This window comes from Malonomonas rubra DSM 5091 (genome assembly GCF_900142125.1).
Classification (GTDB): domain Bacteria; phylum Desulfobacterota; class Desulfuromonadia; order Desulfuromonadales; family Geopsychrobacteraceae; genus Malonomonas; species Malonomonas rubra.
Genome location: NZ_FQZT01000027.1, coordinates 15,357 through 27,819 on the forward strand (window position 1 = coordinate 15,357; position 12,463 = coordinate 27,819).

The 12,463-nt window shown below is 49.9% G+C and carries 15 protein-coding genes; 2 read left to right on the forward strand and 13 right to left on the reverse strand.

The genetic code is table 11. The features are described from left to right. Positions 1–7: 7 nt before the first annotated feature. From BUB13_RS17735 to BUB13_RS17785, 11 genes are all read right to left on the reverse strand, one after another. Positions 8–961 carry a radical SAM protein gene (locus BUB13_RS17735; protein ID WP_072910099.1) on the reverse strand — a complete coding sequence of 318 codons (954 nt, stop codon included), beginning with the start codon at positions 959–961 and terminating at the stop codon, positions 8–10. Positions 962–1,018: 57 nt separating this feature from the next. Then, positions 1,019–2,008 carry an MBL fold metallo-hydrolase gene (locus BUB13_RS17740; protein ID WP_072910100.1) on the reverse strand — a complete coding sequence of 330 codons (990 nt, stop codon included), beginning with the start codon at positions 2,006–2,008 and terminating at the stop codon, positions 1,019–1,021. Next, a complete protein-coding gene (locus BUB13_RS17745; RefSeq protein ID WP_072910101.1) occupies positions 2,001–2,903 on the reverse strand; it encodes an ATP-binding protein in 903 nt (300 codons plus the stop codon). The genes BUB13_RS17740 and BUB13_RS17745 overlap by 8 nt, the downstream gene beginning before the upstream one ends. After that, positions 2,900–3,844 carry a P-loop NTPase gene (locus BUB13_RS17750; RefSeq protein ID WP_084092292.1) on the reverse strand — a complete coding sequence of 315 codons (945 nt, stop codon included), beginning with the start codon at positions 3,842–3,844 and terminating at the stop codon, positions 2,900–2,902. Before BUB13_RS17750 ends, BUB13_RS17745 begins: the two co-directional genes overlap by 4 nt. Beyond that, the gene (locus BUB13_RS17755) at positions 3,835–4,230 is read right to left on the reverse strand and encodes a NifB/NifX family molybdenum-iron cluster-binding protein (protein WP_161947666.1); all 396 of its coding nucleotides are present in this window, start codon (positions 4,228–4,230) and stop codon (positions 3,835–3,837) included. The genes BUB13_RS17750 and BUB13_RS17755 overlap by 10 nt, the downstream gene beginning before the upstream one ends. Positions 4,231–4,363: 133 nt before the next feature. Then, positions 4,364–4,729 carry a P-loop NTPase gene (locus tag BUB13_RS17760; RefSeq protein WP_084092293.1) on the reverse strand — a complete coding sequence of 122 codons (366 nt, stop codon included), beginning with the start codon at positions 4,727–4,729 and terminating at the stop codon, positions 4,364–4,366. A 133-nt stretch (positions 4,730–4,862) separates the two neighbouring features. Beyond that, complete coding sequence (locus tag BUB13_RS17765; protein ID WP_072910103.1) at positions 4,863–5,894, reverse strand: putative manganese transporter; 1,032 nt, start codon at positions 5,892–5,894, stop codon at positions 4,863–4,865. Positions 5,895–5,943: 49 nt separating this feature from the next. Next, positions 5,944–6,387, reverse strand: coding sequence for an Hsp20/alpha crystallin family protein (locus tag BUB13_RS17770; RefSeq protein ID WP_072910104.1), 444 nt, complete (start codon positions 6,385–6,387; stop codon positions 5,944–5,946). Between the two features lie 87 nt (positions 6,388–6,474). Then, positions 6,475–6,837, reverse strand: coding sequence for a carboxymuconolactone decarboxylase family protein (locus tag BUB13_RS17775; RefSeq protein ID WP_072910105.1), 363 nt, complete (start codon positions 6,835–6,837; stop codon positions 6,475–6,477). Between the two features lie 317 nt (positions 6,838–7,154). Then, positions 7,155–7,343, reverse strand: coding sequence for a hypothetical protein (locus BUB13_RS17780; RefSeq protein ID WP_072910106.1), 189 nt, complete (start codon positions 7,341–7,343; stop codon positions 7,155–7,157). Between the two features lie 62 nt (positions 7,344–7,405). Continuing rightward, complete coding sequence (locus BUB13_RS17785) at positions 7,406–8,035, reverse strand: response regulator transcription factor (protein ID WP_072910107.1); 630 nt, start codon at positions 8,033–8,035, stop codon at positions 7,406–7,408. A 244-nt stretch (positions 8,036–8,279) separates the two neighbouring features. Here BUB13_RS17785 and BUB13_RS18870 point away from each other — a divergent pair, with 244 nt between their 5' ends. Continuing rightward, positions 8,280–8,498, forward strand: coding sequence for a hypothetical protein (locus tag BUB13_RS18870; protein ID WP_139249430.1), 219 nt, complete (start codon positions 8,280–8,282; stop codon positions 8,496–8,498). Positions 8,499–8,616: 118 nt separating this feature from the next. Here the strand turns inward: BUB13_RS18870 and BUB13_RS17790 are convergent, their stop codons facing one another. Together BUB13_RS17790 and BUB13_RS17795 are read right to left on the reverse strand one after the other, a co-directional pair. Beyond that, complete coding sequence (locus BUB13_RS17790; protein ID WP_072910108.1) at positions 8,617–11,292, reverse strand: cation-translocating P-type ATPase; 2,676 nt, start codon at positions 11,290–11,292, stop codon at positions 8,617–8,619. Then, complete coding sequence (locus BUB13_RS17795; protein ID WP_072910109.1) at positions 11,289–12,122, reverse strand: universal stress protein; 834 nt, start codon at positions 12,120–12,122, stop codon at positions 11,289–11,291. Before BUB13_RS17795 ends, BUB13_RS17790 begins: the two co-directional genes overlap by 4 nt. A gap of 120 nt (positions 12,123–12,242) precedes the next feature. Between BUB13_RS17795 and BUB13_RS18705 the strand changes: the two genes are divergently transcribed. Continuing rightward, on the forward strand, positions 12,243–12,463 hold a 221-nt coding region (locus BUB13_RS18705), incomplete at its 3' end, for a transposase (RefSeq protein ID WP_139249429.1).

Sequence of the window (12,463 nt, forward strand, 5' to 3'; positions counted from 1 at the left end):
ATAAAATTTATGGCAGATGGAAATTTCTCAAGTAGAATCGTTTTCCCCGGTATTCCGTCATCGTAATTTTCTTTTCTTTCATCAAACCATCGATGACTTCAGGGCCAGCACTGGCATCACTTAATAACTTCGCAACTGCCTCTTCACGTAAGGGGTGAACAGAAGTGATTCTCAGCATCTCATCTCGAATATTGCCTGCAGCGACAAAATCTTCACCTTCATATTCGATCAGACACTCTGTATTCGAGATCTTCTCTTGGAATGTTTGATAGGCTGAAAGGAAATTTTCATGGCTAGGCGGTTTGACCCATTTCTCCGCTGGAGGTCTTGTCGGTATGGCCAGATACGCTTTCTGTGGAGAGAGGTTTGCTATAAACTCAGCAGTTTCAGTTAGAGTATCCACTTTGTCATTAAGGCCCTCCAGTAGCATTGTTTCGCTGACGAGGGTACCTTCAAACTCGTCTGCAAATACTTGAATCCCCCTCAAAACCATATCTAATTGCAACTGTTTGGGAGGACGGTTAATTTTTCGCCAAAGCCTCGTGTCAACTGAATCAATCTTTACCGAAACCCAATCCGCCTTTAATTGAGCCCTTTTGACCATTGGTTGTCCAAGAAGAGATGCGTTCGTGATAACGGCAATTCTGATCCCAAGAGGTCGGAGAAGTTCAATAGTTTCCTCAAGCCGATTATCCAGAGTCGGCTCACCATCGGGGACAAAGGTGAGATAGTCGACTCTCTCACCTTGGCGGCAGAGAGAATCAACACGTTTTTCTACCTGCTGTGAAATTTCTTTTGGATGAAAAAAGGTGCATGGTTTTGTCTCTCGGCGAGAAGTAAGACCCACCTGGCAATAGACGCATGAGTAAGAACATATTTTGGGAGGGATGTTGTTAATCCCAAGGCTACGACCGAGGCGCCGAGATGGGACCGGGCCAAATGTAATTTCAGATAGACTCATGGTTAAATAACCCTCTTTTTCATTTTCCTGCAAGGCAGAGATAATAAAGTAGGCAGATCAGGGCAGAGAAAAGCGGCTTGCGGGAATATACTCTTCAGCCTTGATCAATCCCTCTGCGTACTTGTCATGCCAGTCTTTCGACACAGGTATTGTTTTATAGAGTTCAGTCCTTTCGGCCTCAAGAAGAAGACGTTTTCTGCCCATAAAATCAGCTGCGCAAAAAACCTTTTTCCCGGCTTCCGCTGAAAGGCTGTCCAACCATTTGGGCCCTTTCTGGTCACGCATCAGGTGGTGGTCAAGGATCAAAACATCGACATTTTGCGCCAAACGCAGGGCCTGATTCCTTGCCGCGGTTCGCTGTTCGCTTGTGAGCGCCTCAAGGTAAAGAGGCGGCCCGGCTGCGAGGACGATATCAACCTGCCAGTCGAGGATAAAATCGATGGTCTCCGCATCCAACAACTGGATATCGGACGCATGTAGAAAGACTTTGCTCCCCAGATCAATCCGGGTCATCATCACCGCTCCTTGTCGGCTCCCCTTGATACCGTGCGGTACCGCGGGTGAAAAACTCATCGGCCCAACCGACTGCCCTTCCGCCGCATGCAGGGACAGCCCCAGCAGCTCTTCCAAGTCCTGGGCGCGACGCGCCATCTTTTCGCCAAGGTCATCAGCTGATTTGCTCCAAACAGCAAGGGACTGTAAGGTCGTCGGTAGTTCCCTTATTGCCAGCTGGTAAGGGTTCGCCTCGCGCAGAGGGACATGGTCGCCATGGAAATGGCTGAACACCACATCGGTTGTCTCCGTTAAAGCGGAAATGATCCTGCGCCGGACCCTTTCCCCCTCGGCAACTTGACGTGGATGAGGGAGCAGTCCGAGCCGGCGATATCCCAAAGCCACTCCCGGATCGATCAATACTCGCCGGTCTTCCGTTTTAACCAAACAACACAAACCACGAACACCCAATGATTCAGCACCGATAATTTCAACCGAGTCATCCAGACCTATTCGGTCGCTTTTCTGCTGTGAGAACTGATTATTCTCAGCCATTCAGATTTCCCGGCAGCTCATTTAATTTCTTCTCTAAAACTCCGGCGAGTGTGCAGATCGCCAACGCAGCTGGGGCTGCGGGATAGGCGCAGACAACTGGCTGAGCCTTTGCCAGCGCCAGCGACATGCTTTTGTCGTATGGAATCTCAGCCAGAATGGAAAAGCCGTTGTTCCGGGCAAACTTTTTAATGGTCCGGTTCGATTCCAGGTGGATATCGGCCTTGTTCAGTACAATTCCCAGTGGTATTTGAAAATGCCTGACGACCTCGATTACCCGTTGCAGATCATTGAGCCCTGCCGGGGTTGGTTCGGTCACCAGAACGACATAATCAGCACCTTTAACCGAGGCAATGACCGGGCAACCGATCCCCGGCGGGCCATCGGTAATAACCGTTTCTACTTGGAATTTCTCTGCCTCCAGTCTTGCCCTTTTCTTGACTGTATCAACCAGTCGTCCGGAACTGCTTTCTCCGATATGTAGAGCTCCGGCGACCAGCAACGTGCCTCCAGCGTCAAACAGGTTAAGCTGTCCATTGACGACTTCTTTTATCTCGATGGCGTCCGCAGGGCAGCTGATGGCGCAGGCACCGCAGCCTTCACAGGAATATGGAATGATGATTGGCTGCTCATCGCCGATAACCGCAGCAAACTTGCAAACGTCCCGGCACCTCATGCAACCGAGGCATTTGTCATAATCGACAAAAGCCTTAACTGATGCTGCTATCTGCTCGGAACCTCTCAGTTTTGCCCCCAAAACCAGGTCGAGGTTGGGGGCATCGACATCGGTATCGGTCAGCAATACTTTAGAATTGCGGGCAGCGAGAACCGCCAGCGAAGCCGCGAGGGATGATTTGCCGACGCCTCCTTTACCACTGAGGATAACGACTTCTTTCATGGCAGAAACTCCCTGGAAATCTCATCAGCCAAGCGAGAAAAAACCGTTGCGCTATCAGACTCCGGTGACATGGTCACAATCGGTGTTGCAGACACATAGCTTTTGATCAACAAGTCATCGCTGTTGAGTTCCGCAGCGATAGCGACCTTATGCTCCTGCGCAATACGTTGGATCATGGCCTGCGGCGCAGCCAGGTCGGCCCGGTTCAAAAAGGCTGTGCCTTTGAGCTGGAAGACATCCAACAGTTGCAAAATAAGTTCAAAGTCGTGGGCTCCGAGGGGCGTCGGTTCGGTGACAGCAATAACGCGATCTGCCCCCTGCAAGGCGAGAATGACATTGCAATGCGCTCCGGGCGAGGTGTCGATAACGATAATGTCAAACTCTTTTGCCTCAAGAAACACTTGCTCTTTGAGTTTTTTGACGACAATTGCACTTTCCTCCAGCGAGGGCAGCAACTCACCGGTGTAAAGAGTCAAATTCCCCTGCGTGGTCTTATAGATCTTACCCACGTTTTTTTTACCGCGATCGATAGCATTCGACTCACAAACCAGCAGGCAGGCTTCACACCCGTTACAGGCTCCCAGCAGCACCGGCGTTTTTCCTTTGGGAAGGAATAAGGCATTAACGCGGCAAGCTGCCACGCAGGCACCGCAAGAGGTGCATTTATCGGCATTAAAAAGCGGCACTGTAGTCGTTACGTCGCTGGCGTCTGTTAAGGCCATCCCCAGCAATATGGCTGCATTTGGAGCGTCAACGTCTGCATCTACCAGGGCGACCGTATGCCCCTTGTCTGCCAAAGCGCAAGCAAGATTGATCGCTACCGTAGTTTTGCCGACCCCGCCCTTGCCACCGGTTACTCCGATAACCGGCGTCGAAAAGGATTTTTCGTGATAGGCCGCAATAACTTCGGCGCTCAACTTCTCAAAAGGAGCTACCGACATCTTCCTCTGCCTCGCCCCAAACCCCTGCCCCGTCCAGGACCTAGTCCCCTTTCTGGCCCGCAGGGAAAGGTTGCTGCAGGCTCTGTTAGTTCGCCATATTCATCTTGCTTGAATTTGGCCAAAGCTTCCTTGACAGTGTCCTGAGAAGAAGCGCCGACAAACAGCTTAATCCCGGCAGTTCGAAATGCATTGAGTGCATTGCCGCCAACATGGCCAGTGAGAACCCCGTCGACAGCTTTGTCCGCGACAAGTTGAGCAGCGGCAATCCCCGCTCCTTGCCCTTGTCTGGCAGCGGTATTTTCAATAAGCTCCATTGCATTGGTATCCGTATCGATAATCTCAAAATAGGGTGCCCTGCCAAAGGTGGGATCAACCTTTGCGTCCATCTCTTTACCTGTTGACGTTATACAGAGTCTCATTTTTGTCCTCCTTTACTTATTCTATGCTCTTCCCTTGATACAATATTCCGCCCGATGGCTAGAAAAGTTTGTCCGATCTCAGACTCGGGCTCCGAGACCATCAGCGGAATCCCGTCATCACCACCGGTCCTCGCCAGATGAAAGCTTGGCCCTCTTTGGCGATCATGCCCAGTGACATGATTTTAAGGTCGAATTTGCGAATCGGAATAATCATATTGTTTTCTCGACCCGGGCTTTCATCCAGATCCAACATGACTGGAACACTCGGCCCATAGACATCCGCATCCAAAAGTCCCACGCGTTGACCTAGCCGGGCTAAAGCAAGAGCGATGTTCACTGCCAGGGTCGTCTTACCTACCCCACCTTTGCCACTGGCTACGGCCAATACATGCTGCACTTTTTCCAGGCCAACCAAAGAGCCGCGAAGCGCTTCGAATGGTTCCCGTCCTTTTTTCTCAGAGGACATATGTTTCTCCTTTCACAAAGACATGATGTGAAATGCTTTGCTTCTTACTGCAAGAATAAATTTTATTGTCATCAGCAGCAGCATATGAGTAACCATGGTGAGCCACGCCATTTTTTCATCAGGTTCCATATTTCTACCAACCTGTAAAGAAGCCAATCATTCCGGCCAAAAGGCCAACCAACAGGTTGATCGCTTTTACCTGAAAAAAATCTCGCCGCGAATCGGCTAGTAGAGGCAGCATGCCGTGGCCGTCCTGAACGATAGAGCTTGCTAGCAACACGCTGAAAGGAACCGCTCCTTGTGTGTATAACGTGAGAAAAACCAGATGCGGTCCTGACTCCGGTACCAACCCGACCACACAGGCGGCCAGCAGCATCAATAAGCGATTCGCTTGCATCCAGTCACCAAGCTGCAGTTGATCGACCAGCAGATGCATAAGCAGTAACGCACCAAAGGTCCATGCAAAGATCCGCGGAACATGCTGCCTGGCGACATGTTGCCAAAGGTGCCTTTCCAGAAAATGATCCGGCACGGTGGCAACAATAAAAAGTCCCACTGCAGAAGTCAGCAACAAGGTGATGCGAATCCAGTTCCAGACCTGCGGCCCGAGTTGCCCCGTCAACAAACCAAATACAAATAGTGCCAACGCAACAACCAAAACAGCCCTCGCCAAGGTACAGTTTCGCCACTGTTGAGCAATCTGGCCACGGGGAAAACAGTTACAAGTTCCCTGCTGATGATGGACAAACTCGTGGCCATCACCGGCCTTACAAAGGCTGTCGCCTGCAAGTAGAAGATCTGTCAAAATCCCTGCTGTCAAACCCACCAGGAGCAACAGCAGGAAAACCACACCGGCAGTCCCAGGAATCAGCGTCAGCATAACGAACGACTCATCGCCACTAGTGGCGATCATCGCTGTGACCAAAGCACCCAACGAAACAGTACGATGCGAATAGAGGGCGACCACCGCAAAAGCCCCCATACAGCCAGGTGTGGCGCCAAGAAAAGCTGCCAGCAGGTACTGTTTCCAGCGGCTGCCACGCAGTCCCTGTTTCCACAGCCCTTGACTGAGCACGTTCAGGTACTCGATCACCAGCATCATGACAAAGACAAAGCCGGTGATCATCAGGGCGTGAGTCAAACTTTTAATAAACATCGCGCTCATGCCCACTCCTTATGCCCACAAGTAGTTCCCTGGGAGAAACCGGGAGAAATCAGTGAACCTTGATTTTTATTTCCTTTTCTTTGGCTTCTTCGGTTTTGGGCAGTGTAATTGTCAGGATTCCCTTATCAAAACTGGCATCGACCTTGTTGCTTTGAACGTTGGCGGGTACCCTGAAAGCCCTCTTGAAGGAACCACTGTGTCGCTCTATGCAATGGTAGTGCTTGCCGTTTTCTTCCCGTTCAGTTTTCTTTTCCCCTTTAATCGTCAACATATCACCGGACAGATTGACTTCGATATCCTTGGAGTCCATTCCCGGCAGCTCGGCCTCAATGACGAGGCTGTCTTTGGTTTCAGCGATGTCCATTCGGGGTAGCCATCCTTCCTCCCCGAAACGGGCTGGTAGCGCTTCCCCCAAAACACGGTTGATAAGACTCTCCATTTCTCTGTGAAATGGCTCCATTTCCCGAAACGGTTTCCATGGCATAATTTCCATTTTTGTCTCCCTTTGTCTTACTGTTGATATCCGGTTCTCCCAGGTTCAAAAAACGCTGTGCTTCTTTTTGCATCCAAAGATGGTTTCTTAACCTTCTTTCTGTTTTTCAAATTCCTCCAAAGAATCGAGTGCATCCAATGCTTCTGACCCGTAAACGGCAGCTGGGCCTCCGCCCATGAGTACCGCCACGCCGATCGTTTCAATGATTTCCGACCGCGTTGCTCCTGCGGCAAGCGCATCATGGACATGAAACGCAATGCAACCATCACAGCGGACAGTGATTGCAATAGCCAAGGCAATAAGCTCTTTACTTTTAGTATTTAATGCACCTTCTTTGACTGCAGACTGATGCAACTGGACAAAGCCTGACATTGGGCCAGGCAGCTCTTTCCCCAAGTTGTTCATAAGATGGTTAATTCGGTAGTAGTATTCAGCGTAGTTTTTGTTCATTTCGCCCCTCTTTCTCCGCAAGAAAATTTGGCGGCATGCACCAATAAACCCTGTTTATATACTAATTTTCCTACTTTCTAAGGTGATCACAATGCTCGATAGGGATCTATTTCCGTAGTCAGAAAGGGCAAGACGAAAGGATAGGAGATGATAGCCAAAAGGGTTATTGGCCAAGCATGACTATGGCAGGATATAGCAGCCGTTTAGCACGTTTTTCGATCCAAACGAAAACATGCCCATCCACGAGCTACGAATGGGCATGTTGGTGGCAACTTCTACACGGCGGCTGGCACTCTATGTGAAAGGATTCCGTAAAATTAATGCGAGGTACGCTTACTGATGTCGAAGGAATCGCCCGGACTGAATCTTCTTACCAATTCATGCTCGGCAAGCATGGTCAGAACATTTTCTCTGGTGTGCTCGGAGAGATACTTCCAAAAATCACTGTCGATCAGACTTCTCAGCTCCACTTCCACTATCTCCCTTCGTCTGGCATCAGGGCTCATTCTGCCTTCTCCTTTTTTGTGTGAAATGCTGTCTGTTATTCGACGAGGTCTAAACCAATCAATTATTCATACTCATGTTGAGGGTCCATACCGCACTCCAGAAACAGGCTAACCAACTGGGTGCGGCGGTTGATGTTCAACTTTTTAAATATACGGCTGATGTGAGCTTTAATGGTGTGTTCACTCAGATAAAGTTTCTCAGCAATTTCTCGGTTTTTCAAACCTTGGGCGACCAACTGAACAATTTTTTTATCTTGCCGACTGAACGTTTTAATATGATTACTGACAGCCATAGAATTGGTGCTATTCAACAGGCATTTAAGGTGCCTGTTATCGATCCAAACTTGGCCGCTGTTAACCATCCTGAGCGCTTTAAGGAACAGATCCAAATCTGTATCTGGTGTGATCACGCCTTCAATTTTATGATAGAAAAGCAGGTACGTTATTTCCTGCTCTTTTAAACCAGTGTCCATGAGGATAAACTTTGCCTCTGGGTATTTCTCCTGTAAAAATTCGATCGCATTGGCGGAATTAAACAGAACGATATCTGGAGTTAATTTAGATTCAGGGTGAATGTCTGTGGAGCAGGTATAGGAAACCTGCTTGCTGGTCAAGGTATGGCATAAGCTCTCACAGAGTACTTTGTTGCCGATAGCAGCAATTATGTTGATTTGCGGCTTGACAGTCTCCACTCTTCAAATTCCTCTTTAAAGCTTGAATGAAGAATACAAATACATTTAAAATTTACACCTTTTCCATGGGAAATCAATACATGGCACCATGCAGTATTTATAAAAATCGAAAACCACTTTTGGAAAAGTATTCGTGAGATGCGTTTTTTCAAAAGAGGGGATTTTCCCTTGGGGAATTGGCTAGTTTGCATGCTGCTGTAGTTGTGATACTGTGTCGAAAATCACCACTTTTCAGGAGGATGAGGTGTCAGATAAAACCTGTGAAGCATTTATAGATGATAAGCACATCCCAACCGAAGAAAACATGATAGACGGAGTTCCTAAAAACTCTCTATCTAGCCTGCTTCGAGTCTGTATGGACGAACGGAGCGAAAGGTGTGTTTACCATAAGCGGTTGGCTCTGGATACGGAATATTATTTAGCTCAAGTTGACTTATGTTTTTATGCTTATCGTAAAATCTAAATTTTCATTATTAACAATAAAAAACATCTTCATAACTGATCTCACAGCATCAATGAAACTCATCACTGACTTCAGGGAAGAATCGCCTCGCTTTAAGTTCAGCAAGAATCGATAGAGGTCAGGTAGCCAAAAAGATTCGTTTGCGCAGATAATCAGCACCAAAAATAAGAGGAATTCCGCACCAAGCCAGCAGGTAGACCGGCCAGGCAACCGGGGCAGTGCCCAGGATTTTCTGCAATGGTGGGAAATAAAGCAGCCCCCAGGAAAAAACAACCTGAATCAGGATGCCTAAAAGCAGCAGGCGATTGGTCAGCAGCCCCCGGTCTAGCCCGGAGTGGACACGATATCGCCGCCCAACCAAATTACCGATCTGCATCAACAAAATAGTCGCCAAAGCAATTCCGGTTGCCGACCGATAAAGGGGATCGTTGCTCGCTAGGTCAGTGCCATATTGCCAACCCCCAGCCAGTAAAACGTAGAAAAACAGAGCCAGCGACCAGAGCGCTTCGAGTAGCCCTAGAAATAGGTAGCTGTGCAGAACCAAGCCACGACTTAGCAGGTGGAACTCCCGACTGCGCGGTGGCTGCAGCATTGCCTCCGGCTCCGGCGGCTCCTGTCCAAGGGCCATCGACGGGATGATGTCGGTACCCAAATCAATAGAGAGGATTTGAATTACCGTCAGCGCCAGAGGCACAGGCAACAACACGTAAAGCAGGTAGGGGAGAATCTCCGGACCGTTACTAACCAGAACATAGTTGGTAAACTTGCGGATATTGATAAAAACAGTGCGCCCCTCTTCGATCCCGGCAACAATCGAGGCGAAGTTATCATCCAGCAGGATGATCTGAGCTGCCGCCCGGGCCACGTCCGTTCCTCCTTTGCCCATAGCAATGCCGACATCAGCCGCTTTCAGCGCCGGTGCATCATTGACACCGTCGCCCGTCATGGCAACAACCCGACCGAGACTCTTCATCGCCATGACAATTTTCATTTTCTGGGCAGGGCTGGTCCGGGCAAAAATACGCACACCACGTTCCAGTGCCTGCTGTATTTCCAGATCACTGGACTGCTCAAGAACGTCGCCGGTCATGACCCGTGACATGTCGTCTTTTTCCTCAATAATCCCGCACTGGACCGCCACACTTGCTGCGGTAGCCGGATGATCGCCGGTAATCAGGATCACGTCGATCCCGGCCCCATGGCAACTGGCAATCGCTGCTGGCACCTCTTCACGAAGTGGGTCTTCAATAGCAATAAAGCCCTCAAGACGTAATTCCCGTTCAAGTTGTTGTTGGCTGTACTGTTTTGTCCCACCTTCTTCCATTCGGCGCGTGGCCACAGCTACAACCCGCAGTCCCCTGCCGGCCAGTTCACTCAAGATCGTATCGATCCGCATCAATTCACGGGTTGAGACCCGGCAGATTTCCTGCTCCGAAATGTAAATTTCCGATATCAATGATCGCAGTACTTCCCAAGCCCCCTTTACGGCAAACAGTTGCTCACCAGAAACTGTACCGAGTCCGGCCGACCGCTTCAGCTCGCTGTCAAAAGGGAAAAATTGCACTGGACCGTCAAAGGAGCCTTCTGCACCAGAGCATTCCTGCTGCAACCTTGTCGCAATGGCAACATCAAGGGGGTCACCGCTGAAACCCTGTTCAGTAGGGTGAACATCTGACGCCAGTAGTGCCACTTGTAGGAGTCGGTGACGGAACTCGCCAGAGTCACTATCTTTTGATGTAAAGGGTACTGTGAGCCGATTTACTGCGAGCTGATTAAGTGTGAGAGTCCCTGTTTTGTCGGTGCAGATGACCTGAATAGCACCAAGCCCCTCGACAGCATTCAGGCTGGTGACCAGCACGTTCTTGCGCGCCATCCGAAGACTTCCCATCGCCAGGGACAAAGTAAAGGTTGGCAATAGTCCTTCAGGAACATTGGCAACAATTATTCCCATCATGAAAACCAGGTTGACCCAGAGCGAGCGTCCACTGAAAACACCATAGAGAAAGAATGCGACGCCGAGGGTAACAGCGATAACTGTCAGGACACGGACCATGTGCGCAGTTTGACGTTCCAGCGGGGATGGATCCCGGTGAATTGCCTGCGAAAGATGAGCGAGCTTGCCGAACTCGGTGCGGAGACCAGTGGCGAAAATGATTGCTTCGCCAGTTCCACGCAGGATTTGACAACCAGCAAAGACTACATTGTTGCTCTCCACCAGACGGCTTTCGCAGACAGCAGAACTGAGCGCAACCGGCTGGGCTTCTCCAGTCAACGGCGCGTTATTGGCCATCAACCCTTCCGCCGCGACCAAACGTGCGTCAGCAGGAACGCGATCCCCCTCTCGAAGCAGTAGCAGGTCCCCCGGAACCAATTCTTCGGCCAGCAGCTTCTGTACTTTCCCGTTACGTTGCACCTGAACCATCGGTGGCAGAAACTGTCGCAACGCAGCCATCGCCTTCTCTGCGCGATATTCCTGCACAAAGCTAAACAGAGCATTGAGTAGTGCTACACCGGCCAAAGCCCACCCCAGGATAGCCATGCTCTCGCCAGGCTGAAGGTGTTCAGCAACAAAACAGATCGCAGCCGAGGCAAACAACAACAGGGTGAAAAAGTTGGTCAACTGACGCATCAGGCTGCGGACCAATCGCCAGGGATCGCGCACTTCGATACTGTTTGCGCCGAGTTCCCGCAAACGCCCACTGGCCTGTTCGTCGCTCAATCCTTTGGGACTGCTCTGCAGGGCGCTGAAGACCTGCTCTGAGGAAAGATGCTGGATTTGTTGCTGAACACTCATGGCGCTCGATATATCCCGATATCACAAGGGGTATCGCGCAGAACTTGCTCGACACCAGCCCCATAAAACATTTTATGTGCCAAGCTGCGTTCGCTGACTCCCAGAAGAATCATTTGCGCCTTTAACCGACTGGCCTGGGTCAACACTGCATTCTGCCAGCCCGTTGCGATCATTACCTGGCTCTCCAGACTGAATTTTTGCGGCAAGATTGCGGTCAACTGAGTGCTGATATCTTCCAGGTAATTTTGTCCTGCAATCAGTAACCGGCGCTCACGAGTAATACTGAGGTGTGCATGACGGAGATGGTTTACCTGTAAAGCACGAAACAAATGCAGTCGGTGCGCACTAGGGATCAAACGCTTGACGATTGGTTCAATTCTGGCGACACCAGACCAGTGACCGGCAAGAGGCAACAGCAACTCTTCCGGCGAACCAAGCAGACCAGGTTGGACAACTCGAATTGCAAGAACCGGACACTGGTGTGTCCGCAGCAGTTTCTCTGCAATTGATCCACGTAAGAGCGTCCTTTTTTTGACTTTGCTGCGGGTGCCAAAAATGAGCAGGTTATTAGCGTTGTGAGGTATTGCTTGTCGCAGACTTCGATATACGCCTTTGCCAAGAGGAAGCAACTGGAAGGAAAAATCAATCTTTCGTTCTTGGCATAAGGTAGATAGCTGGGCGAATTTGGCTGAAACAACCTCTGCGCTGACCGTGTCGTCAAGCACATGCAAGGCGAGAAGCTTACGGTCTTCTTCAGCCACGGCAAAGTTAACCGCGTAGCAGCTAATCCAATCCCCATAAAGAGAACCGTCATGGGCCAATATGATCATTTATTAGCCCCCCCTTTCTCAGATCAATTTTAAAATCTGGTTATCCACTTCGCTCCAGTTGAGACATTAGCTGTCACGTAGTGGGTACAAACTGGTCTCATCTTAAAGAGGAGGCCAGCCATGATAGAAGATTTTCCAAACAATGAAGTTGAATTTGACCGCAGGTTCCATTCTGAAGAAGCCTGTCTCGACTATCTCCTTCAACTTCGCTGGCCGGATGGATTTAAATGCACCCGCTGCGGCCACGATAAATACTGGATGAGTTCCAGAGGACTTTATCTCTGCAGGCATTGCGAACATCATCACTCAGTGACTGCGGGAACGATCTTTCATGGAACCAG